Origin of the sequence: Paraburkholderia polaris (genome assembly GCF_012927345.1) — a bacterium.
GTDB classification, from domain to species: Bacteria; Pseudomonadota; Gammaproteobacteria; order Burkholderiales; family Burkholderiaceae; genus Paraburkholderia; species Paraburkholderia polaris.
Genome location: NZ_JABBGJ010000031.1, coordinates 42,064 through 62,082, shown reverse-complemented (window position 1 = coordinate 62,082; position 20,019 = coordinate 42,064). Strand labels below are relative to the sequence as shown.

Annotated in this window: 28 protein-coding genes; 19 read left to right on the top strand and 9 right to left on the bottom strand. The window is 58.9% G+C overall.

Going from position 1 to position 20,019, the window contains the following annotated elements; translation table 11 throughout:
- Nucleotides 1-68: 68 nt before the first annotated feature.
- Nucleotides 69-374: a VF_A0006 family four-cysteine protein gene (locus tag HHL24_RS26770; RefSeq protein ID WP_169488360.1), complete on the top strand. Its 306-nt coding sequence runs from the start codon at nucleotides 69-71 to the stop codon at nucleotides 372-374.
- Between the two features lie 255 nt (nucleotides 375-629).
- On the opposite strand, the gene HHL24_RS26765 is transcribed toward HHL24_RS26770, so the two are convergent.
- Nucleotides 630-905, bottom strand: coding sequence for a hypothetical protein (locus HHL24_RS26765; protein WP_169488359.1), 276 nt, complete (start codon nucleotides 903-905; stop codon nucleotides 630-632).
- 2 nt (nucleotides 906-907) lie between these two features.
- Here HHL24_RS26765 and HHL24_RS26760 point away from each other — a divergent pair, with 2 nt between their 5' ends.
- The 7 genes from HHL24_RS26760 to HHL24_RS26730 all read left to right on the top strand — a co-directional run bounded on the left by HHL24_RS26760 (nucleotide 908) and on the right by HHL24_RS26730 (nucleotide 5,185).
- Nucleotides 908-1,081, top strand: a complete 174-nt coding sequence (locus HHL24_RS26760; protein WP_169488358.1) for a hypothetical protein — start codon at nucleotides 908-910, stop codon at nucleotides 1,079-1,081.
- Nucleotides 1,082-1,188: 107 nt separating this feature from the next.
- Nucleotides 1,189-2,037, top strand: coding sequence for a hypothetical protein (locus tag HHL24_RS26755; RefSeq protein ID WP_169488357.1), 849 nt, complete (start codon nucleotides 1,189-1,191; stop codon nucleotides 2,035-2,037).
- A 392-nt stretch (nucleotides 2,038-2,429) separates the two neighbouring features.
- Nucleotides 2,430-2,915: a hypothetical protein gene (locus HHL24_RS26750; protein ID WP_169488356.1), complete on the top strand. Its 486-nt coding sequence runs from the start codon at nucleotides 2,430-2,432 to the stop codon at nucleotides 2,913-2,915.
- Between the two features lie 161 nt (nucleotides 2,916-3,076).
- Nucleotides 3,077-3,259, top strand: a complete 183-nt coding sequence (locus HHL24_RS26745) for a hypothetical protein (RefSeq protein ID WP_169488355.1) — start codon at nucleotides 3,077-3,079, stop codon at nucleotides 3,257-3,259.
- A gap of 116 nt (nucleotides 3,260-3,375) precedes the next feature.
- Nucleotides 3,376-3,657: a hypothetical protein gene (locus HHL24_RS26740; RefSeq protein WP_169488354.1), complete on the top strand. Its 282-nt coding sequence runs from the start codon at nucleotides 3,376-3,378 to the stop codon at nucleotides 3,655-3,657.
- 198 nt (nucleotides 3,658-3,855) lie between these two features.
- Nucleotides 3,856-4,227 carry a hypothetical protein gene (locus HHL24_RS26735; protein WP_169488353.1) on the top strand — a complete coding sequence of 124 codons (372 nt, stop codon included), beginning with the start codon at nucleotides 3,856-3,858 and terminating at the stop codon, nucleotides 4,225-4,227.
- Nucleotides 4,228-4,522: 295 nt separating this feature from the next.
- Nucleotides 4,523-5,185 carry an SET domain-containing protein gene (locus HHL24_RS26730; RefSeq protein WP_230417580.1) on the top strand — a complete coding sequence of 221 codons (663 nt, stop codon included), beginning with the start codon at nucleotides 4,523-4,525 and terminating at the stop codon, nucleotides 5,183-5,185.
- Between the two features lie 62 nt (nucleotides 5,186-5,247).
- On the opposite strand, the gene HHL24_RS26725 is transcribed toward HHL24_RS26730, so the two are convergent.
- The 8 genes from HHL24_RS26725 to HHL24_RS26695 all read right to left on the bottom strand — a co-directional run bounded on the left by HHL24_RS26725 (nucleotide 5,248) and on the right by HHL24_RS26695 (nucleotide 9,544).
- Nucleotides 5,248-5,595: a hypothetical protein gene (locus HHL24_RS26725; protein ID WP_169488352.1), complete on the bottom strand. Its 348-nt coding sequence runs from the start codon at nucleotides 5,593-5,595 to the stop codon at nucleotides 5,248-5,250.
- Between the two features lie 214 nt (nucleotides 5,596-5,809).
- Nucleotides 5,810-6,055 (bottom strand): hypothetical protein, encoded by a 246-nt coding sequence (locus HHL24_RS26720; RefSeq protein WP_169488351.1) that lies wholly within the window; start codon nucleotides 6,053-6,055, stop codon nucleotides 5,810-5,812.
- A 14-nt stretch (nucleotides 6,056-6,069) separates the two neighbouring features.
- On the bottom strand, nucleotides 6,070-6,300 hold the full coding sequence (locus tag HHL24_RS26715; protein WP_169488350.1) for a hypothetical protein: 231 nt from the start codon (nucleotides 6,298-6,300) through the stop codon (nucleotides 6,070-6,072).
- 56 nt (nucleotides 6,301-6,356) lie between these two features.
- A complete protein-coding gene (locus HHL24_RS26710) occupies nucleotides 6,357-6,689 on the bottom strand; it encodes a hypothetical protein (protein ID WP_169488349.1) in 333 nt (110 codons plus the stop codon).
- 39 nt (nucleotides 6,690-6,728) lie between these two features.
- Complete coding sequence (locus HHL24_RS26705; RefSeq protein ID WP_169488348.1) at nucleotides 6,729-7,121, bottom strand: hypothetical protein; 393 nt, start codon at nucleotides 7,119-7,121, stop codon at nucleotides 6,729-6,731.
- Between the two features lie 154 nt (nucleotides 7,122-7,275).
- On the bottom strand, nucleotides 7,276-7,404 hold the full coding sequence (locus tag HHL24_RS44630; RefSeq protein WP_268966741.1) for a hypothetical protein: 129 nt from the start codon (nucleotides 7,402-7,404) through the stop codon (nucleotides 7,276-7,278).
- 194 nt (nucleotides 7,405-7,598) lie between these two features.
- Nucleotides 7,599-8,744: a transporter substrate-binding and LysM peptidoglycan-binding domain-containing protein gene (locus HHL24_RS26700; protein ID WP_206003036.1), complete on the bottom strand. Its 1,146-nt coding sequence runs from the start codon at nucleotides 8,742-8,744 to the stop codon at nucleotides 7,599-7,601.
- Between the two features lie 29 nt (nucleotides 8,745-8,773).
- Nucleotides 8,774-9,544: a hypothetical protein gene (locus HHL24_RS26695; protein ID WP_206003035.1), complete on the bottom strand. Its 771-nt coding sequence runs from the start codon at nucleotides 9,542-9,544 to the stop codon at nucleotides 8,774-8,776.
- 549 nt (nucleotides 9,545-10,093) lie between these two features.
- On the opposite strand from HHL24_RS26695, the gene HHL24_RS26690 reads away from it, so the two are divergent.
- The 11 genes from HHL24_RS26690 (at nucleotide 10,094) to HHL24_RS26640 (ending at nucleotide 20,008) form a co-directional block, all read left to right on the top strand.
- Entirely contained in the window at nucleotides 10,094-10,648 is a 555-nt protein-coding gene (locus HHL24_RS26690; RefSeq protein ID WP_169488347.1) for a hypothetical protein, read from the top strand.
- 229 nt (nucleotides 10,649-10,877) lie between these two features.
- Nucleotides 10,878-11,153, top strand: coding sequence for a hypothetical protein (locus HHL24_RS26685; RefSeq protein WP_169488346.1), 276 nt, complete (start codon nucleotides 10,878-10,880; stop codon nucleotides 11,151-11,153).
- 210 nt (nucleotides 11,154-11,363) lie between these two features.
- Nucleotides 11,364-13,157, top strand: coding sequence for a phosphoadenosine phosphosulfate reductase domain-containing protein (locus tag HHL24_RS26680; protein ID WP_169488345.1), 1,794 nt, complete (start codon nucleotides 11,364-11,366; stop codon nucleotides 13,155-13,157).
- A 72-nt stretch (nucleotides 13,158-13,229) separates the two neighbouring features.
- Complete coding sequence (locus HHL24_RS26675) at nucleotides 13,230-13,772, top strand: hypothetical protein (RefSeq protein WP_169488344.1); 543 nt, start codon at nucleotides 13,230-13,232, stop codon at nucleotides 13,770-13,772.
- A gap of 69 nt (nucleotides 13,773-13,841) precedes the next feature.
- Nucleotides 13,842-14,138 (top strand): hypothetical protein, encoded by a 297-nt coding sequence (locus HHL24_RS26670; RefSeq protein WP_169488343.1) that lies wholly within the window; start codon nucleotides 13,842-13,844, stop codon nucleotides 14,136-14,138.
- Nucleotides 14,139-14,497: 359 nt separating this feature from the next.
- Complete coding sequence (locus HHL24_RS26665; RefSeq protein WP_169488342.1) at nucleotides 14,498-15,574, top strand: ATP-binding protein; 1,077 nt, start codon at nucleotides 14,498-14,500, stop codon at nucleotides 15,572-15,574.
- 107 nt (nucleotides 15,575-15,681) lie between these two features.
- Nucleotides 15,682-16,611 (top strand): hypothetical protein, encoded by a 930-nt coding sequence (locus HHL24_RS26660; RefSeq protein WP_169488341.1) that lies wholly within the window; start codon nucleotides 15,682-15,684, stop codon nucleotides 16,609-16,611.
- A 7-nt stretch (nucleotides 16,612-16,618) separates the two neighbouring features.
- Nucleotides 16,619-17,962 (top strand): vWA domain-containing protein, encoded by a 1,344-nt coding sequence (locus HHL24_RS26655; RefSeq protein WP_169488340.1) that lies wholly within the window; start codon nucleotides 16,619-16,621, stop codon nucleotides 17,960-17,962.
- 286 nt (nucleotides 17,963-18,248) lie between these two features.
- Nucleotides 18,249-19,304, top strand: coding sequence for a CpaF family protein (locus HHL24_RS26650; RefSeq protein WP_169488339.1), 1,056 nt, complete (start codon nucleotides 18,249-18,251; stop codon nucleotides 19,302-19,304).
- An 11-nt stretch (nucleotides 19,305-19,315) separates the two neighbouring features.
- Nucleotides 19,316-19,678, top strand: a complete 363-nt coding sequence (locus tag HHL24_RS26645) for a TrbC/VirB2 family protein (protein WP_169488338.1) — start codon at nucleotides 19,316-19,318, stop codon at nucleotides 19,676-19,678.
- A 9-nt stretch (nucleotides 19,679-19,687) separates the two neighbouring features.
- Nucleotides 19,688-20,008 carry a VirB3 family type IV secretion system protein gene (locus HHL24_RS26640; RefSeq protein ID WP_169488337.1) on the top strand — a complete coding sequence of 107 codons (321 nt, stop codon included), beginning with the start codon at nucleotides 19,688-19,690 and terminating at the stop codon, nucleotides 20,006-20,008.
- Nucleotides 20,009-20,019 lie beyond the last annotated feature (11 nt).

The following is a 20,019-nucleotide window of genomic DNA, read 5'->3' as shown; positions in this document are numbered from 1 at the left end:
AAGCAGCGTCCAGCTACGGTCGGCCACCGCTCGGGGAGTTGTTGGACTGCTGATTATGAGGAGGAAACATGCGAAGGTTTTGGATCGCGTTTGCGCTGGCTGCATGCGCCAGCGCTTCGGCGTGGGCGGATGGGTTTGGAGGACAGGACAACGACGACACGTTTCGCCAATGTGTCGCCCAGTCGATGCGAAGCGCAAACAACATGCTTGCATTCCAGATCATGCAGAATGCCTGCCTGAAGCTTTACCGTGAATCGACGATGATCAGCGACTCGAGGAAGAGTTATTACATCTGTCTGCTGCAATCTCTTCAGGGAGCCAACAACGATCTCTACGTTCAGATGGCTGCCAAGGCTTGTGGAGACCATGGTTAGCCAATACTGTTCGCTCAAAAAGCCAACCTGTGGTCCTATCGGCGACGACTATCGCAAAATGCGCCGATGCACGGCAAGCCGTCTTCATATCTACCAGCGTCATTCATATCGGACGCGGATTTGAACACATCAACAGGGCATTCCGCACGGTCTCAACCTAGCAAGCAACCAGTGAACGTGTTGAAGTTGTTTGCGGGCATGTCGTTTTGATGCGCGGAGCGTGTCTAGGCAATGATGGCCAAGTCGTGACACTTTTTATTTTTTGCTCTGGTGAGCGACCGTCAAAAAGTGCGCTTTTGACAACTTCAGGCCAATTTCAAAATCCATTGCGTGCGTCACTTTTTTTGTGACACTTTCTATTTCTACGATCAGCGTGCCGTTGATTCGCGCGAAGTCACTCTCGCGTGCTGACGCATGGACGAGCGCCTCGGCGATCGCGCGCATGCTCGATATCGACTGAAACAGTAGTTTTCCAACCCTGACGGGCTTCATCGCCCGCATGGGTGATGGCCCACTTTCTGGAGCTTTCACCCATGTACATCCTTTCTATCCCCGGTTCGACGTTTGCCCCGACCGCGCTTGTCGAAGTCTTTAATCTCTTCCGCGACGAGCGGTTCAAAGCGCTGGACAGCGCGCAGATCGTATTGCTGGCCGGCGAGCAGCCGCTGCGCGTGCTTCGCTACAACGGCACGCTGACGGTTCGTTAGGGCGGTACTGCCGTCGACGTGCTGCGCTCGATGCTCGGGGAGATCGAGCAGGCGTTCCTGCCTTGCGCGGAACAGTGTCACTCGATAAGTTGCGCTGGATTTCTCGCGTGATGGAGCGCGACGGCAAGGCGATCAACGAGTCGAACGGCGATCTGCTTGCACGCGCCGCGGTGCTGATGCCAAATGACCCGTCATACGGGGAGGTCGACGATGTTCTCTACCGGCTTGGGTTCCTTGACAAGCTTACATTGCCGAAAATGTTTCAGGAGCCGGTCGATCTAGGCGTGCCGGTGTCGTCGCTGGCGGCGCGGATCCGGGATTTGCGTGCTGACCTGACGCGCGACCTGCAACTGGAACGTGTCGAGAAAGATCGTGCGAGCGGCAACATCAGCGAGCGCGAGTACCTAAGCCGGCGGGACTGCGCGTTGCTCGAGCATGGGCGCTGGAGTTTCGAGGGCGGCAATGAAATCGCTCGCGCTATTGAAAACCGTGAAGTGGGTTTTCTGCTCGAGTTCCTTGACCAGGCCGATGACAGCAACATCGCGACAAAGGCCGCGATTCAGGAGGTCCTCGGGGTCAAGTTGCGTCGTGTGAAGCCTGCCGAGCGGCGCCGTGCAATCTTCGCGATGTGCGGCTTCGATGAAACCGCACAGGCAGCGTGGGAGGCGGTAGACGCTGCGCGCAAGGCGACCATCCGGAAGCAGCGGGAGACGGCGCGCGCGCGGGAGGCAGCGGCCGCGGTGACATACCGGATGGACGATGGCCAGGTGGTGAACGGCGCCCAGTTTGTCGATCGTCTTGTCGGGCAGGGCTTTTCGGAGATCCGTACCTTAAAGCACGGCGCAACGAATCGGTACTACCTGGGCCGACCGGGGGACGGACTGTGCTACCAAATCAAGTCGGCCAACGGCACGCTGGACTACGCCCGTTCGGTGATCCGCGCGACATCCGCGTAACGGTTGTAGCCGGAATCGGGCTTTGCGACCCGGCGCTCTGCGCTGGATCTCTTTACCACGGCACCCTTCGGGGTGCTTTTTTTTTGGTCTCATCGTTTGAAAGCGATGCCAAAATCGACACCTTTCGCGCCCGTGCGGGAGGGTTTGCGACGATAGACTGGTTCCACACCTCGCGCATCCTGCGCATCGACCGGACTGTGCACGCACTACGTGCGTAAGCAGTGTGTTGTTTATGGTTTGCCCTCATGGGCAAAGTGCTGGCGGCGTATCCCCTTCTCAATCCCACGCGTCTTTGACGCATCGATCCGGCCGTCCCACGGCCAATCTCATTTACCCGCACGGGACACGTCCCGTGGGGCGTGCTCCATGCAATTTCATGGAGCCCCCTTCAAATGATTTTTCGCACCTCTGCTTGGGCACGCCTCGTTACCGACCGTCGTGATCTTGATCCCGGCTTTCGGGCGCACCTGATTGAATTCGCCATCCCGCAGCAACTTGCCTATCGGAGATTGATGCGCCGCTTCAACGGCGAACCGATCGGCGTGGAGTGCGTCACGACATCTGGAGACCGATGGGCATTCGTTCTTCCGGACGTTTCCCGGCCAGAAAAATGGCGCATCCAGTACTTCGACGAAAGCGGGTTTTCGGGTCACGGTAGCTACGACACGTTGGTCGACGCCGTAGAAGACATGATTCAGTCCGGCTATCGAAAAATTGACGCGGGTGCACTGGATCGACTCGCTCTGACTGTTCGGTGGGCTCAAGGCGTCAAGCGCAGCGCAATCATGCAGCGACACGCCGAAGGACTGATCGACTGGAAGACGGCCATGGATCTCCTGACTGTGGTGCAGCAGGAGAGCGTTCAGGTCGCCGCGTGATTTTTCCGGTCATTGAGTTGACGTGCTTCTTCATCACTTTTTTGCATTGAGTTAAATCACTGAAACCCGGATCGCGGCCACCTGGCCACAGACCGGATTGTCATCTCCCTTGCGGGCACGTCCCGTATGGGGCGTTCCTCGCGCTCTACCTGAGGAACGTCATGAAATCCATTCGCAATTCCGCTCGTGCTGTTAAGACTCTGACGGTCGGCATCCGTCCTGCGCAACCGCGCATGGGCACGACGCACACCTACGAGATGAACGGCAGTCGCTTCCGTGACGTGCTGGTCGACGGCGTATGGCTGACCGTTTCGGTCGAACCGGTCGTCCGCAGCGCCGCTTGAGAGCGGCGTGCTCTTTTCGCGGTCGCGATGCTGCCACGTTAAGAAAATCACCACTTCTTTGTCTCTTCAGGGCAACCACCCTCGCGGGTACGGTTGTCAATTTCTTTGAGGTCACGATGACGAATACTCAGACGCAAGCGATGAAAGCAACCACCTCGCCGGCTGCTGCCTACAGCAAGTCGCGCGAATTGCTCGATCTGGTGTACAGCCACGGATTCGGCCAGGCAAAAACGGCGTATGCCCTTGATGCCTTGCTCGTCGATATCGGCAATCAATTTCCCGATGCCACTCGTGGCGAAGGACGCATTGCCGGGACCGACGAACAGGTTTTCTGGATGGTAGACGCTCAGCTTGTTGCGGTCTGGAATCCGGAAATGGCGGTCGGCGTGAGCGGTTAGTCCAACCACGTGCGCGCTGTTCCTGTCGCTCACTGAAACGCACTTTGTCGATAACGCAATAGCGTTATCGATGGTGGTCTGCGCGCGTCCCCTCGGCTACCTCGTAGTCGTGATGTTGCCGAATTAACCTTAAACCCTCTGCGGGGCAACGTCCCGTGAGGGGGGGCTCCGCGTCGAAATCACCTTTCGGAGCAGAAAATGGCTTACTCCTGTTCGGACTTTGCCGACGGTGTCTTGGATTGTCTCGTCACTTGCGGCGCGCTTAGCGCTGATGCTGTTCCCGCTGATGATCCCGAGGGGCAGGCGAATCTGGTGCTCGTGGCAATCCACGCTATGAACCGGTCCATGCTTGCCTCGCGTTTCGTCAGCGAGCTGCTTGCGGGTGTCGAGTCGGTGGGCGCAATCGCCGACGAGTACGGCGTAGCAGTGCTCTCATTGCTCTTTTATCTGCAGGCGGCGATTAACAACGGCACGGTCGTCGAGGTCGCCGAAGCCGAGATAGGGGCCGTCGCGTTAGTCCGGACGCTGCCTTCCGCCGACGAATGGATGAAATACGTATCCATCACCTGAATCCAAAAAAGCAGATTGACGCAGCCCGCCACATCCCGCCCGCAAAGGGGGGGGCAGCGGGCTTTTTCTATTTGTGCTCGTTCTCTGTTCCCGAATCACCAGATGCCCGTGCAGTGCCGGGATTTTCGGCAAGTTGCGTGCTCCAGCAGCGCCGGGTATCGTTCGAGGAGCACGACGTCGCGCCGGTTGCGGTCAAACGATCGAAGACGCATCTCGTCGTGTTCAGAAAATCTATCGGCCGTTGGCGGGTGTCGGGACATGACACCTTGGCCCGCAGCCGCGCGTTGACCGAGGAATGCTGCCCAGTATGTCGAACTCTATTGTCGTACGTCAGGACGCCCGTCAGATCCGCCGCATCGCTGTTCGGCGCTCGGCCATTCATGGACGTGGCGTGTTCGCGCTACGTCGGCTTCACGCCGAGGAGGTGCTGGTCGAATACGCGGGCGAACGGGTGGATTGGACCATCGCGGCGAGCCGGCCACCGGCTGACCCGGAACATCCGGACTTAACGTATTTTTTTGATATTGGTGACGGCACCGTGATCGATGGCGCCGCCGGCGGAAACTCATCGAGGTGGATAAACCATTCGTGCGCGCCGAACTGCGAAGCTGTGGATTATGGCGGCCGGATCTTTATCTGCGCCCTACGCACGATCAGCGAAGGCGAGGAACTGAGCATCGACTATGGGCTGATGGTCGACGGCCGAATCACGCGCGCACTTCGCGAGCGATTCGCCTGCCTGTGCGGTGCGCCGAACTGCCGGGGCACGCTACTGGCATTGCGGACGAAAAAGCGCCGTGGTGCACACCACGCTCACGCTGAACAAGCTGTGGGCACACTGGCGTCTCAAGCCTCCCCGCCGGCTCCAGCGCCGCCAGACATTCGCGGGCTCGAACGGACCGGCGAGCGCATCGCAGCCTGTAGCAACCAGCAAACTGAAGTAGACGAGGTCGCGTGAGCGCGACAAGGCACGGAGGTCGCGCGGGGCGTGGGGGCGCGCACGCGCCGAAGTTTTGCCGTTCAGTCCCTTGGCCGTGCGTTCGCCTTTCGTCGTTGTCGACTCAGCGACATCGAGAACCACGCATAGGAGCCAACGGGAATGGATGCCGTGAGGACGAAAAAGGCAATTGCGTAGGCAAAGGATCGGCTTGTGGTGAGCCCTCCGGCGCTCATGGTCCAGAACGCCAGAACAACTGCGCCACTGAAGATCGTCGCGCGCAGCATGCGCGCCAGGGCTCTCGAACGGCGCACGATGCCCACGAGCCTTTTATCTAGCAGGATTGAGGTCGCCTCGAAGAGCGAATGCAGCGTCGCGAGGACACCGATTACGGACAACATGACGGCGATTGCAGCCTCAGAGAGCGTCATCGGCGTTACCTGCGCCTTCGCGGTCGAATGTACCTGCGTTCAATGCTCCTTTCCCAAAGCAAGCCACCGACGACGACAACCACGGCAGCCGGAATTCCGATCGCCCATGACAGCCCGAAGTCGCGGCATGACACCAGGATCATAGTGGCCATGACGGGCGCAGCTATGTTGACCAGCAATGTCCAACCCGGCAGCGTCTTTCCATCGTCTTTGCTCACCGATTGCTCCTCCTGTCGAATTCGCGCTTGCGCATCTTGCTGCCGCCGCAGATTGCGCTGCCCACAAACGCGATCCAGATCGCTATGCGCAGATCGAACGGCCAAGGCACGAGTTCGCCTGCGATGACGCCCGCGCACCCCAACGCGTGCACCATCGCGAGCAGATGCCGGCGAGCCGTGCGGAGCGTCTGCGCTATGGACAGCGTGCACAATGCGAGGGCGAAAATGGCAACGGTTTGCATCTATGCCCTGCGAATTAGTGGACCTGCGCGGTAGCGCTATCCTGTGCGGCTTTTTTCGCCTTGTCCTTCGCCACGTGGTGACCGATCGCGCAGCCAGCAATAGCCCCAACAACCGCGTGATGCCCGGCAACGTGACCGGCGAGAGCGCCAACTGCGGCTCCCTTGAGGCAACCTGCCGCCAGGGCCTGACCGGCGCCGAAAATCAGGATCACGGCGACGGAAGATGCTACGACTGTTTTTTTCATGGATTGATTTCCTTCTGGATGGTTGATAGATCGCAGCGCTGCTCTATCGGCGCCTTTCACACCGGCTGGAGCGGGCTGACCGGATCGCCTGGGGCGAGCGGATGGACCGAAACGCCTTTGTCGATCTCGGCAAGGCAGTCGGCGCGATCGCAGTCGACGCCGCGCACGGGGAACCGGACGGGATGTTTCACCGAGGTAGCGAGGCGCAGCAATGTTTCCACCGTGTAGAAGCTATCGCCCATGGGTTGCTGTGCGGACCACCCGAAATGGAAGGCCAGACGCAGATGCTCATTCACACCGTCGAATGGATTGCCGACTTCCCCCTTCTGGGCGCTTTCCTCGCCGGCACGAACGGCACTGGCGATGAGTTTGATATCGTGGATATTCATAGGCTCCTTGGGGCTTAAGCGTAGACCTACTTTTCCGCGTTATGCGTGTGCTCTGTTGCTCAAGCGTTTTACCGCCTGCACGACAACAGTGGTTGTGATGTTCAGCAGCATGACCGCAGCCATAAAAATGAAGCCGATCACCAGCATTGCGACCGAGCAGAGTGCGAGTCGCGACGGCAACTCCATGCTGATCGCCCAAGGGCCCTGCACGCCAACCTCGTGAAGGCGCAGGTCGAGGAACGGCACGTACCTGGCGATGCCGCTCCACTGGACGACCTGCACGGCTTGAGGGCTAAAGTGCCAAATCGCCACCCAGCTCCCGGCCATCAGAGCGAGCATCGCCAGCGCGATGATGAAGCTCGCCACCACGACGAAAGGATTAGCTCCCTTCGTCGCGCGCCCGATCCAGAAACCCATCAATAATTCGAGCATGGTTCTTATCCTTTTCCGTTGTTACTTACAGCCCTTGGTGACCCTCAGATCCACCGGAAGCTCCCGGTCTCGCGCATACGAGTCATGAATAGTTTGCCGCTCAGGCTGTTCCCAGTAGTCGATTACGTCACCCTGCTCATGCAGCAGTTCTGTACTACATGATCCAGATGACTGCGAGGTAGCCCATTTCGATTAGCTCCTTGCGAGCCTTTTCTATGGTTTCAGCTTCCACGATCACGGCCTGCTTGCCATGAGCGTCACGCACTTGAGCGACGAATTCCATCGCGATCTCCCGATTCGGTGAAGGGTCAACATGCTATTCAGCGTAGCTGTCGTGCGCCTTTGTCAAGTGTCCACGGAGCAGGCCTGGGGCATGTTGTCCGGAACACCCTAAAACTTCGCTCGCCTACTCGGGTGCCCCGCGTTGAGGTAATCGACTTCGCGCAGGCGTACGATCGCTCTTGTTCAGGTCGGTCGTTATCGAGACGGAATAACCAGCTTCTGCCCTACCATGATGAGGTTCGGGTTCGCGAGATTGTTACGTTTCTGGATGTCGCGGTACCGTTGGCCGTCGCCAAGTTGGCTCGCGGCGATCAGGTTCAGGGTGTCGCGCGGACGCACGGCATAGGTGCGCTCGCCAGCCGCAGCTGCGTGGGTCTCGGTCTGGCTGCTCACAAAATACTTGCGTAGCAGGTCGAGATAGGCGGGCGACTGCTTGACCTTGGCGATTGCCGCGTCGAGATAAATCCGGAGGCTCTGATCTTGGGCGCGTACGCCGATCTTGTACTGGATAGTCGAGCCTTCCAGCTTCGTGATCGCGAACTGCAGATCCGTGCCCTTGATCGAGTCCACCGCGAACGGGTAGTCGTAGATAAACGCATCCACTGCACCGCTGTCTACGCTCTTCTGGATAAAGGCCGGATCGGCATCGTCTTCTTCCACAAACGTCGTGCTCGGGTACTGGCTTGTCACGAACTCCCGGACGTTCGGGTCACCCTTGAGAATGCCCACGCGCTTGCCGGCGAGGTCCGTCGTCGTGTGGATGGGCGAGCCGTTGCGGACGATCAGTGCGTAACCAAAATCGTCGACGTAGGGGATCGAGTAGACGACACCCGGCGGCGTATTGTCCGAAAAAGTCAGGCCGTCCATCGCGATGTCTACGGTGCGGTTACCGTTCGCATCCGTTGCGAGCAGTTGCTTTGGCACGCCAACGTATGTATCGACCTCATGATGCATGTCGACCGTCACCTGTTTGCCGCCGGTGTTGAAGGAAGGGTCGGCAAAGAGCAGTCTCGCGAAATCGACGTTGAACCCGTGGGCTGGACCGCCGTTCTCGTCGTCGTAGAACGGAGCGCTCGGGTTTTCCACCGAGACGCGCACTAGGCCATTGTTCACGATACCCTTGAGCGCGTCCGTGTCAGGCTTGTAGCCAACGGGCAGGGCAGCGTTGGAAGGCGACGTGGGCGTGCCCGTGTCGATGCTGTTTGGGGCGCCTGGCGCCTGAATCGCGGTCTGCTGATTGGCTCCGCTCAGCTTGGACAGCCCGCCTTGCTGGAAAAACCATGCGACGGCGAGGACCACGATGAACGCAACCCCGCCGAGAATCTTTCCGATGTTATTCATTTTTGATCTCGCTATGTTGTTGAAGGGGCTTACTGCTGCGGGCTCTGAGAACCGATGGCGACGCGCGGAGCAGCGGCGATCGCCGGCTGTACGTCATGCTCTAGCGCGGCCTGCTGCGCCTGCTTCACTTCCGGGTTGTCGAGTAGCGCAGTTTCCATCTGGCTGAACGCGGTGTTCACCGACTTCATGACGGAGTCGATGGACGCATCGGTCTTGATCTGCTCGAACGCGTCCCCGGATTGCTGGCCTGCGACCTTGTTCATGCGTTGCGCGGCTTGCGACATGTCCCACATCGCCTTCGCGCGGTCGATGGCATGAGAGAAGTTGTCGAGTTCTGCATTGACCTGTTTGTATCTATCTTCGCGGAAATGCAGCAACTGCTGCATCGTCGCGAGTTGAGCATCGAAGCGCGGCGCATCGTCTGGATACTGTTTCTTAAATTGGCCGACCTTGTCCTGGAAGCCCTTGACTTCCGTGCGAAAGTCGGTGATGCGATCGGCAAATTCGGCGGCGGACTGTCGCTTGTCGGCCAATTGATTCATTAGAGTCTCAATCGGGTTGGAATGCGCTTCCGCAACGACCATCTTGACGCGCGCGTTGCGCAGCTTCATCTCGACCACCGGGCCGAGATAAATCGCAGCGAGGCCGATGACGCCGGCGGCAATCAGGGCAATCAAGCCCTTCAAGAGGAGCAGAGCGGCGGGAGCGCCGATCGCGATGCCGGCCGCGATGACGAGCCACTTTACAATTTTCGCTTTGCGAACGGTTTCGGGACTGACGGTAGGGATTACGGAAGTCATAGAGGCGGCCTCATGGGTGAGTGATCCTGATTGAACGTAACTCGTTGCCGGGGAAGTCAAGGCTTCGCCCGCAAGGATGGCTGCGCGCGGACGGCGGCGAGTAGGGGCAGGCGAAAGGACAACACCAGACGGGAGCTAACGCCGTCGGCATACGCATTGATGTCGAATCGTGGTGCTGGAGCGGCGCGCATTTCTCACTTGATCTGGTTCGGTACGCACAGTCTCCCGCGAAGACCGTGGGCATGGGGAAGCGAAAGCCGATCGATTTTGTTCACCATTCGGAGGCTAGACGCATTGCCAGCGCCCGTAAGCTCTCTCCACACCCTCGCGCTACCGCGCATCGATCTCCCGTATATACGGCGTTTGGCGCTTCCTCCGGCTCGTGGTCTCTCGGGACCGCCCCAGGCGTTTATTCGTTCCAGCGTTTTACACACCCGCGCCTAAGGCGCATCGACTGACCACCTTCGAAAGGTGGTCTTTTTCAACTGTCCAATGGGATCACGATCCCGTTGGGAGGCGTGTTCCACGGACATTCTCCAGGAGCACACTATGAAATCCAAACTGCCCCAGCACGTAGCGTTCGCGGAGTTCCGCGAGGGTGCCACGATCCAGTTACTCAATAAACACGGTCGTGTCGCCTCAGTTTCTTACGGGGACAAAGACCTGGGTTTCGTTGATGCGATGGGTGATCGCGGTCTCCGCCAGGCGCACAAGCGCGAGGTGAACAACGCGCTTTACCTGCATTCGGAGTTCGCCTCCAATGACATGCCGAAGCCTTCGCTGCCGACGGCCGAGGCGATCGCGGATTACCCGGATCTGCTCGACAAATTTCCTATCGCCGCCTCGATACTGGGGTTCTACGCGGAACGCAATTGCCAAGGCATGCTGGTTGCCCGGTACTGCTTTCCGACTGACGAAGAGCAACAGGTCCTTAAGTACGTCATGACGATCTACGGCTTTCTGATCGCGCGGAACGAGCGGGTTTCCCTGCTCGAGCTTGCCGACCGCATCGCCGGCCGTTATGACGTCAGCGAACCACGCAATCGCGTCGCAATCGAAACGCTGCGCTCCGGCGCAGGTGTAAGCCGGTACGTTTCCCACTAGAAGGCGTGTTGTCAGCAACCGCAGAACGTCGACGTCAATCAGCAAGGCTCCGTTGAATCGATCGACGGCGCACTAAACCCGCGCGGGGAGCTGTCCGGCTGGGACGCTCCCCGCCACACCTGGTGTGGAGCAAAAGATGAAATCGTCTAAAAAGACTCGCCGGTCAGGTACGACAGTGCGAGAGCCGGGCTTGAGCCTACAACCTTCAGTGCCTCTTGAGCCGCTAGCAATGCTGGAAAAGGTGGAACTCTGGCTCAGCGGTAACGATAGGGCGACCGCACTCGTCTTGCATGCGGAAGTCGTTACCGTCATCACAGCGGCGAAGCTGAAACAGCTTGGACCTGCGATTCGAAAGCTGACCCGCAACGACCTCGTTGATCTGATCGATGAGGCTGACGGCGTCGGTTGCTGGGATGAGGCGAGCATGGATCGCCTGCGTGAAGAGGTATCGCGTCTGTTCTCTGAGGGAATGATCGCCGAAGAAAGCATCCTTGAAATAGCCTGACAAGGCGCTCCGAATTCCTGCCATAGGCCGGACCGGAGCGCATTCCATTAAACCCTCTGGGGCCTCGTCCCAGAGCGGACGAGGCGCCTGATGTCACTTCGTTGACCCATCCACTTCCCAGTGCCACGGGGTGTCGCCCCGCAGCGAAACTCACTCTGTCGAGGAGTTATGTCCGGGAATGCGTTGGCTGTCGACGTTCAGGAGCAAACCATGATGGACGAGCGAACCATCCAACTCTTCAGCATCGACGAGTTGGTGTTTTCGATTGAGGAACGCATCGAGAGAGCGCTTGCCGCGATCGTCGCGATCTTCATGCAGCAAATCCCCACTGTGATCGCGTTTAGTGGTGGGAAGGATTCATCTGTCGTTGCAGCGCTGACCCTGCACGCAGCCGTGCAGGCGAAGGAACGCGGTGCGAGTCCGTTCATTGTGGTGACCACCTCGGATACCGAGGTCGAGAACCCGGAAATCTCCGTTCACTACCGGACGGAGCTCGCGAAGATGCGTGCGTTTGGCCGACGGCACGGTCTTAACATCCAGACCGAGATCGCGAAGCCAAATCTGCTCTCGACTTTTCAAATGAAGATCCTGACGGGGCGTGGCCTGCCGAGTTTCCCGAATGTGTCATCTGACTGCTCAGTCGACCTCAAGGTAACGCCGCAGGCGCGGTTGCGCAAGCAGCTCTTCAAGGCGTTCATTGCCGGCGGCATGCAGGAGCCCGTCACGCTACTTGGCACGCGTCTCGACGAATCGTTGCGCCGCGCCCTGCACATGAAGGCGAGGCAGGATCGCCCCGACGTTCCCGTCCGGAACAAGGATGGCGAGTTCGTTATCACCCCGCTGCGAGACTGGTCTTCTGATGATGTGTGGGAGGCGATCGCGCTTTACGGTGCGAACCTCTATCCGACGTTCTCGGACTTCGAGGAGACGAAGCGGATCTATGCACACGCGGCGGGCACGTCGTGCGCGGTGGTCGCGGACGCGATCTACGAAGGTGGCGGGAAGCAACGACAGGGAAAGTGCGGCGCCCGCACGGGCTGCTGGTCCTGTGTCGCCGCCGAGGATAAGTCACTTGCGAACATGATCGAGTTTGATGAACGCTACGAGTATGCGCGCGGGCTGAATCGCTTCAACCGTTTCCTGCGCAATACGCAGTACGACTGGACCCTTCGGAACTGGATCGGCCGTACGATCCGCGGTGGATATATTGCCATCGAGGCTGACACCTACAGTCCCGCGATGATTCGATTACTGACGCGCCTCATGCTCCAACTCGACTACGACGAGGAGCAGCGTGCCGGGCGGGCAGGCGAGAAGCCGAAGTTCCAGATTCTCCCGCTCGACATGATGGTAGGGGTTGACGCCTATCAATCGCTTCAGGGGCTTGCACGCCCGTTTTCATGCTGGGCGGACTACCACGCAATCCGGTCTGGATCCGTGCGCTACGGCATCCCTGAAATTGAACCTGGGCTACCGAGCCAGGCGCCCGACGCAAGGTTTCTCTACGTTGGCGACGAGTGGGAGGAAACGTCGGGTGGCAGCGCATGGACGGGGCTGCGCGATCCGTTGATCGAAAGTCTGACCAACGACAGTGGATGCGAGCAGGAGCTCGTTACGCTAAAGAGCGGTCGGATCGTCTGGAACGCTGAGAAGCATCCTGAGTTTTCGGTCGACATGGAAAGCGTTTGCATGATCGAGGATTTCGAACTCGACCGCTTGCTGGCCAAGCATGAATCCCGGTTCGAACCGGGCGGCATCACGGCAGCGTACAAGTGGTACCGCGGTTTCGGAAGCTTAAACCTCTCCGGATCGATGCTGAGTAAGCACGACGAAATCTGCCGTCGTACATCGTTCAAGGATCGCCTCGGGCTCACACTCGAGTACGACCTCGACACGCTCCTTAGCAAGACAGTGGCGTTTTCGGAACTCCCGGATGAGGCTCGCACCGCTTGGGGTAACAAGGCAACGATGGCATCGGCGCAGACCGAGTTTGATCTGGTCTGAGCTTCAATTGACCCGCGCGGGAAGCGATCCCCCCCCGGGGAGGCTTCTCGTGCACTCTTTTAGGAGAAGCAAATGGATAATCTGGAAATGCCGGTACAGCGCCTGTTCGCCGGGAATTGGTCGCATCTTTTCGGGCCTGGCCGTGCCGAAACATCGTGTCGTGTCGTCATCGACGCGGCGAACGTTGAACTTGTCGCGGCCCAAGCGCTCGACGGACTGAAGTGGGTCGATCTATCGGCCCCCGAAAGAGCCGATCTGGCGGATTCGTTGTTCGATGCGAATACCGTGAGCGAAGCGCCGGAGGAGTTCAATCTTGTTGCGATCGACGTGCTGCCGGACTGGGCTGCGTCGACTGAACCCGGAATGGCTGTCGGCGCCTTGGACAACGAATACGCGTTCGATTGCACCTTGACGGCAGCCATTCGAGTCAAGGCGAAGACCAGAGAGCAGGCCGACGCCATTCTCCGCGATGTATTGAATGCAGCGGACTGCAATGGTGGCGTGTGGCCGAACGGAGTCCCTGTGCTCTTTGAAGCCAGCCTGAACGACAGCAAACCCGTTCTTTCGGAAGTGAACGGCGTGCCGGTGAACGAGGCTGGTGTGTCCGTTTCCTGAAGAAGTCGATCAACCTTACCCGATGGGGCCTCCCCGTTGGGGCGGCTCCGTCTCATGCTGGAGGCAGATATGAGCTGTAACCGCGAAAACGTCATTTGGAAGCGTCGCGACGGCACCTGGGGACGCGGATTTTTCGATTTCTACCAGACCGGCGAGGATCATGAATGGGATGTCGAATACGACTACAGCGCCTTCAACTGGGCGTCTGTTGGGCATCCTACGCAGGAAGCGGCTAACGCCGCATGGACGGGGGCTAACCCGAGCGGCAGCACCACCTACGAGGAGCCGAGCGAGGAGACGGACCGATTCGATTCCTTGGCAGAGAAGTTCCTGGCTGACAAAAAGGCACTTCTGCGAAGTCGCTGAAGCCCAGACAACCTGTACCCAAACCCCGACGCGCGCAAGCGGTCGGGGTTATTTTTTTCCGGGCCGGCCGCAGACTGACCCTCGAAAGCCCTAGCAAATCAGCGCTCATTCTGTGAAAAACCCGCGGGTTTCGAGGCCTAGACTGCAGATACACCTCGCGCCTCCGGCGCATCGACTTCGGCTTCCAGCCTCTCCCTTATCTGTTTCGCAAACTGGCGTCCCCGTGGCGCCTTTTGGCATTTTCGCGTCTCTGACGCATCCAGCGCCGTCTATCGGCACTTCATCTCTATCCCCAGCGGGACGCACATCCCGCCAAAGGGAATGGCGTCTCAACGGGGCTTTCTTTTCAGGAAACCACCATGAACGCCGTTTCAAAATTGCCGAAGCTCGCCGACATTACCGCCGCCGAACTGATAACCCTCCTGGTCGCGTACGTCCGCCGCCAATTTCCGGTGCTAATTACCGGGGCGCCTGGGGTCGGAAAGTCCGACATCGTGGCCTCTGTTGCCGCGCTGCTCGGCTATGACCTTGTGATTAGCCACCCCGTCACTGAAGACCCGACCGACCCGAAAGGGTTGCCGTTTCCTTCGGCAGATGGGCTATCCGCCCGATTCCTGCCATTCGGGAATATGCACAAGATCCTCAGCGCCACTCGTCCGACGATATGGTTCCTGGACGATCTGGGCCAAGGCTCGGCTGCAGTGCAGGCGGCCTACATGCAGCTGCTGCTAGCACGTCGCGTAGGCGACCACGTCCTGCCGGATTGCGTGACCTTCCTGGCGGCCACCAACGACCGCAGCCATAACGCGGCCGTGAGTGGAATTCTGGACCCGGTGATCTCGCGTTTCGCGACGATCGTCAACCTCGTACCGGATATCAAGTCGTGGTCGAAGTGGGCGGTGGAGAACAACACGCCCAATGAGTTGATCGCGTTTCTGCGCTTCCGCCAGGATTTGCTCTACGTCCCGAAGAAAGGGCGTGACATCGAGAACTTCCCGACGCCGCGTAGCTGGGGGTTCCTCGGAAAGAAGATGCCGATCATTCCGAAGGGCCAGGAGCTTCGCGAGTATGCGGGTTCGGTTGGTGAAGCTGCTGCGCACGAGCTTGCGACGTTCCTCGACGTCTACAAGGAAATTCCGACGCTCGAAGAGATTCTGCTTAACCCGCGTGGCGCCCGCCTTCCGGACACAGCCAAGCCGGCAACCGCCACCGCGATCGTATCGATGCTTGCTGGCCGGACCACGGCTACGAACTTCGACACGGTCATGGTCTACGTCAACCGCATGATCGACGCTGGCATGCGCGAGTACGTCGGCTTCTACATTCATGATGCCACGACACGTGACCCGTCGCTGCAGCAAACCCACACGTTCCAGCGTGAGTCGTGGGCGGGTGAGCTTTGCAAGATCCTCGGCCACGAACTCGAGACCGCCTGAGCATTTTCATCTTCTGCCGCTGGTTCCGCGCGTGTTCTCCCTCCCGGGGGTACGCGCTGTTTCGTTCCATTCCTGATTTATCAATCTACTTCTCGTGGAGTCTCATCATGTCCAAAACCATTGCCGATGTTGCATCGAACGTCATGCTTTGCAGCCTGAGCATTTCTGTCTGGAAAGCCCGCAAGTTCGACGACAAGATCACGGCTGAAGTCGACCGCACCCACAAGGTCGCCGACGCTGGCCGTTACAACAAGCGCCTGTTGCTGAGAGGAGCGGAAAGCTATAACGAAGTGACACGCATCGAAGGCGAAATGCGTCGTCACTGGGAAAAGTTCACGCTCAACTACAAGCAGGACGCTGTGCGGTTGCTGCCGACGCTGATTTACATGGATTTTGTGGAACAGGCGCGTCGATTGCGCGAGAAGTTCGAAGTTGCCGTCGCGCATTTTCTAACGGACTATCCGAACCTCGTGGAAGCGGCCCGCAACTCTGAAACGCTCGGCCCTCTCTTCCGGGAGGAGGACTATCCGACGGAGTCGCAGCTTCGTCTGAAGTTTGCCGTGCGCCTCACGATCCTGCCGTTCCCGAACGCGGAGCACTTTGGCGTTTCGCTGCCGGAGGATGTGCTCGTGTCGCTGAGATCGGATATCGACAAACACGTCGAGTACTCGATCAAGGCGGCTAACAATGACATCGTTGGTCGTCTGTATGAGGCGGTCTCAAAGCTCGCGTCGACGCTGTATGTGAACGAGAGTCCGCGGCTGGACGTGGCGAACAATGTCCGTTCGTTGTGTGCGCTGTTGCCGAAGCTGAACTTCAGTGGGGACCCCGAGCTCAACCGGATCCTCGATGAAGCCGAGCATCACCTTGGCAACCTGTCTGGTGCTGAGCTCAAGGAATCGCCGTTCGCGCGAGCGCAAGCTGCGTCGAAGGCATCCGAGATCGAAAGCATGATGGCGGCATTCATGGGTTCGGCTCCGGCCCCTGCTTATACGCCGGCGCGCGCTGAGACCTCGCAACTTCGTCTCGTCGCCTGAGGTCGCCATGCATCCACGCTTAGCTAAGGCACGGCATTCGCTGGTCATGGACCGCAGTTATCGCTTCTTTGCGACGCTTCTCCTGATGCTCGACATCGTTGAAGACCCGACGTGCAAGACATTCTGGGTCGATGGGATCAGCCTGGGCTACAACCCGGCTTTTCTCGACACGATCGATGATGACGAACTGAAGGGGACGCTTGCGCATGAGACGCTACATCCGGCACTCGGACACATCTTCCGCATGCAAGGCCGTGATCCGGACACTGCCAACAAGGCTGGTGACTACCCGGTCAATCATATTGTGGTGGCATCCGGTCTGAAGCTGCCCAAAGGCGTTTTGATCGACCCGAAATATGACGGGTCGCTCGAGGAGAACTACGCCAGGCTGATGCGGGAGCGTGAGCAGAAGCCGCAGTCCGCGCCCAATCAGCAAAAGCAGTCGGGCGCCGGTCAGGATCAACGTAAAGGTCAGGGCCACGGGAAAGGCCAGCAGGGTCAGCAGCAGGACCAGGGTAAGGGCCAAGGTCAGGATCAGGGTCAGCAGCAAGACCACGGTCAGGGCAAGGGCCAGTCAAATCCGGGCAACGGGCAGAAGAGTGGCCAGACTGACGACGCAGGTAATCGCGGCGACGGTCAGGGAGAGCCCCAGCCAGGTGACTTTGATCCGGGTTGTGGCGAAGTTCGTCCCTATCCGGGTGATCGCCCTGCGGAAGCGGAGGCGAAGTGGAAGGTCGCTGTCATGCAAGCCGCAAAAGCGGCCCAGATGGTCGGGCAAGCGCCTGGCTGGCTGGAAGGTGTTCTGCAAGGACTCGCGGAGCCGGCGGTCGAATGGCGTTCCGTGCTGATGCGTTTTGCGCAGGATTCGGCGCCAACCGACTATACGTACGCTCGTCCGAATAAGCGGTTTTTGCATCTCGGTTTGTTCCTGCCATCGCTGCATGAGCCCGCCGTCGAGGACGCGGTCTTCGTACGGGATTCGAGTGGGTCTCTTTGGAGCGAGACGCAAGCGCAATTCGACGCAGAGATCGTGAACGTGTTCGAGACGCTGCAGCCGAAACGCCTTGTCGTGATGGATTGCGACACGCGGGTTTCGCAAGTGCAGATCTTCGAGAGGGGAGACACAATCGAACTGAAGCCTGTGCTCGGCGGCGGCGGTACCAGCTTCGTCGCCCCATTCATCCGGGTCGGCGAGGAGGGTATCAACCCGGCTTTTCTGGTCTATCTGACCGACATGGAAGGGACGTTCCCCACGGAAGACCCGGGCTATCCGGTCCTCTGGGCCTCGACCACGAAACTGAACCGAGCCCGCGTGGCACCGTTCGGCGAAACGATCGAGGTGATTGTCTGACGCGTCTTTTTATCTCAAAACCCCGACGGCACTCGTCGGGGTTTTTTCCGTTTACAGGGGGGGTCGGTAATCCAGATGTACGACCAAACGAAGAATGACGGCACCGTTGCGTCGTCTTTTAAGAGCATTAGTTACATGTGTAGGAGAGGTGAAAGGCAAATGCCCAAAAGTTAAGCAGGAAAAAACCGTGGTGACCAGGACGGCCCGCAAGAATGGGTCGGAAAGGAGGCGAATTTCGCGCACCATTCGCAGATGTGTCCATGCCAGAAAGAACCAGAATTTACGCATGAGCACATCTACCAATCCAGCCAATGACTTTTTGAAAGTGCAGCCCTTGACTGCAGCGGCGGTCAAGATGTTCTTCGAGTCACTGTCGCCGCTGAAGGCACAGCTTGAATCGCATGACATTGCGGAAATCATGATCAATGACTACCGCAATACGTGGATCGAGCACCGCGGCGCAATGCATCGGCTGGATCTGGAACTGGATTACGCAAAGGTTAACGGTGCGATTCTGTCGTTGGCTTCGTCCGTCGACAAGTCGGCTTTCGCTGGCACCGACCAGGGGATTATTAACGCGGGTCATGAAGGCCTGCGCGTTGCGGCCGTGATGCAACCGACCGCGATCGACGGCCACGCGCTCTCGATTCGCAAGCACAAGGATACAACGTTGTCCCTGAAGGACTATGTAGCACGCGGGGCGTTCTCGCGCGTGAACGCACGGCCCGAGCACAGTGACGACAGTCTGTTCCCCCCGGGAGCGGAGAACGAAGTGCTGATGGAATCGCTTGCTGCGTTGGTCAGGGCGCGCAAGAACATTCTGGTAGCAGGCGGTACGTCTACGGGTAAGACGACGTTTCTGAACGCTCTGATCCAGGAGGTTCCTGAAGATCAGCGGGTTATCACAATCGAAGACACGCAGGAACTGAAGCTGAAGGTACCCAATCGGGTGCGGCTGCTCTCCAACGAAGAAAAGAAGGTCACGACGCGCACTTTGGTTGCGCTCTGCCTTCGGTTCCGCCCCGATCGAATCATCGTGGGCGAAGTGCGCGGCGGCGAGGCCTACGACCTGCTGCAGGCATTGAACACTGGCCACGATGGGGGATTGGCATCGATTCACGCCAATAACGCGCGGATGGCCCTTGGACGTCTCGAGAGCCTTGCGATGCTGGGCATTCCGCCCGGCTCGTCCTGGGACCTGCGGGACATGCGAAAGAACATAGCTGACTGCTTTAACTATGTCGTGCATCTGAAGCGCACGGGAGAGCTTCGACATATTTCAGAGATAGTCGAAATCCAGGGTTTCCGGGACGACGACTACATCCTCAACCGCGTCTTTTGATGAAGGTAAACATGAAAACAATGAAACAACCTTTGCGGTCCCTGTATCGCACGTACCTCTGCCCGAAAGAAATCGTTACGACGCTTCTGGCGTTCGTCCTTTCGTTCATCGCACCCGTATCGATGGCGCAGAGCTCAACCAGCATCTCCGACCTGAGCACGGCTTCCGGGATCATTTGCATGATCTCAGACTACATCAGCGGCCCCTGGTTGTATGGCATCGGCATCGTGCTCATCATCGTCGGCGCCGTTGCGATCTCGTCGTCGGAAAGCAGCATCTCCAAGATGATTTCGACCGTCTTCGTCGGCCTCGGGCTCGCAGCATGCGCGGTCCCGATCGTTAAAAACCACCTCGGCCTGAGCTACACCTGCTGAGCGCGCGCCATGGCATCGCACCGCAAACCCGTCAAGGTCAGCCGTTCGCTTTCACTGCCTCGCCAGATGGGCGGCGCGGATCGCGGTCTGGCAATTGCGAACGGCACGCTCACGCTGCTGCTTTGCTATACCTCCATGACGCTCGCATTTTTGCCAGTCGGCATCGTGGGTCACTGGTTTCTGCGATGGATGTCGCAGAAGGACCCGTGGTGGCGAGAAATCATGCTCGTCTACAACCGCTACCCGGACATCTACGAACCGATGCCCACGACGAAGTTCGCGGCCCGCTTCAAGCGCCCGTATGGCTTCGACCAGGATCTGTCTTGCTAACGTCGCCGCCC

What these genes read in the sequence shown, in the direction of transcription:
- HHL24_RS26735 (WP_169488353.1), top strand. Translation starts at nt 3,856, where the DNA reads ATGGCTTACTCCTGTTCGGACTTTGCCGACGGTGTCTTGGATTGTCTC.
- HHL24_RS26730 (WP_230417580.1), top strand. Translation starts at nt 4,523, where the DNA reads ATGCTGCCCAGTATGTCGAACTCTATTGTCGTACGTCAGGACGCCCGT.
- HHL24_RS26705 (WP_169488348.1), bottom strand. Translation starts at nt 7,121, where the DNA reads ATGCTCGAATTATTGATGGGTTTCTGGATCGGGCGCGCGACGAAGGGA.
- HHL24_RS26715 (WP_169488350.1), bottom strand. Translation starts at nt 6,300, where the DNA reads ATGAAAAAAACAGTCGTAGCATCTTCCGTCGCCGTGATCCTGATTTTC.
- HHL24_RS26700 (WP_206003036.1), bottom strand. Translation starts at nt 8,744, where the DNA reads ATGAATAACATCGGAAAGATTCTCGGCGGGGTTGCGTTCATCGTGGTC.
- HHL24_RS26685 (WP_169488346.1), top strand. Translation starts at nt 10,878, where the DNA reads ATGCTGGAAAAGGTGGAACTCTGGCTCAGCGGTAACGATAGGGCGACC.
- HHL24_RS26745 (WP_169488355.1), top strand. Translation starts at nt 3,077, where the DNA reads ATGAAATCCATTCGCAATTCCGCTCGTGCTGTTAAGACTCTGACGGTC.
- HHL24_RS26665 (WP_169488342.1), top strand. Translation starts at nt 14,498, where the DNA reads ATGAACGCCGTTTCAAAATTGCCGAAGCTCGCCGACATTACCGCCGCC.
- HHL24_RS26725 (WP_169488352.1), bottom strand. Translation starts at nt 5,595, where the DNA reads ATGACGCTCTCTGAGGCTGCAATCGCCGTCATGTTGTCCGTAATCGGT.
- HHL24_RS26695 (WP_206003035.1), bottom strand. Translation starts at nt 9,544, where the DNA reads ATGACTTCCGTAATCCCTACCGTCAGTCCCGAAACCGTTCGCAAAGCG.
- HHL24_RS26690 (WP_169488347.1), top strand. Translation starts at nt 10,094, where the DNA reads ATGAAATCCAAACTGCCCCAGCACGTAGCGTTCGCGGAGTTCCGCGAG.
- HHL24_RS26660 (WP_169488341.1), top strand. Translation starts at nt 15,682, where the DNA reads ATGTCCAAAACCATTGCCGATGTTGCATCGAACGTCATGCTTTGCAGC.
- HHL24_RS26650 (WP_169488339.1), top strand. Translation starts at nt 18,249, where the DNA reads ATGAGCACATCTACCAATCCAGCCAATGACTTTTTGAAAGTGCAGCCC.
- HHL24_RS26680 (WP_169488345.1), top strand. Translation starts at nt 11,364, where the DNA reads ATGATGGACGAGCGAACCATCCAACTCTTCAGCATCGACGAGTTGGTG.
- HHL24_RS26760 (WP_169488358.1), top strand. Translation starts at nt 908, where the DNA reads ATGTACATCCTTTCTATCCCCGGTTCGACGTTTGCCCCGACCGCGCTT.
- HHL24_RS26675 (WP_169488344.1), top strand. Translation starts at nt 13,230, where the DNA reads ATGGATAATCTGGAAATGCCGGTACAGCGCCTGTTCGCCGGGAATTGG.
- HHL24_RS26640 (WP_169488337.1), top strand. Translation starts at nt 19,688, where the DNA reads ATGGCATCGCACCGCAAACCCGTCAAGGTCAGCCGTTCGCTTTCACTG.
- HHL24_RS26770 (WP_169488360.1), top strand. Translation starts at nt 69, where the DNA reads ATGCGAAGGTTTTGGATCGCGTTTGCGCTGGCTGCATGCGCCAGCGCT.
- HHL24_RS26710 (WP_169488349.1), bottom strand. Translation starts at nt 6,689, where the DNA reads ATGAATATCCACGATATCAAACTCATCGCCAGTGCCGTTCGTGCCGGC.
- HHL24_RS44630 (WP_268966741.1), bottom strand. Translation starts at nt 7,404, where the DNA reads ATGGAATTCGTCGCTCAAGTGCGTGACGCTCATGGCAAGCAGGCCGTG.
- HHL24_RS26670 (WP_169488343.1), top strand. Translation starts at nt 13,842, where the DNA reads ATGAGCTGTAACCGCGAAAACGTCATTTGGAAGCGTCGCGACGGCACC.
- HHL24_RS26720 (WP_169488351.1), bottom strand. Translation starts at nt 6,055, where the DNA reads ATGCAAACCGTTGCCATTTTCGCCCTCGCATTGTGCACGCTGTCCATA.
- HHL24_RS26645 (WP_169488338.1), top strand. Translation starts at nt 19,316, where the DNA reads ATGAAAACAATGAAACAACCTTTGCGGTCCCTGTATCGCACGTACCTC.
- HHL24_RS26655 (WP_169488340.1), top strand. Translation starts at nt 16,619, where the DNA reads ATGCATCCACGCTTAGCTAAGGCACGGCATTCGCTGGTCATGGACCGC.
- HHL24_RS26750 (WP_169488356.1), top strand. Translation starts at nt 2,430, where the DNA reads ATGATTTTTCGCACCTCTGCTTGGGCACGCCTCGTTACCGACCGTCGT.
- HHL24_RS26740 (WP_169488354.1), top strand. Translation starts at nt 3,376, where the DNA reads ATGACGAATACTCAGACGCAAGCGATGAAAGCAACCACCTCGCCGGCT.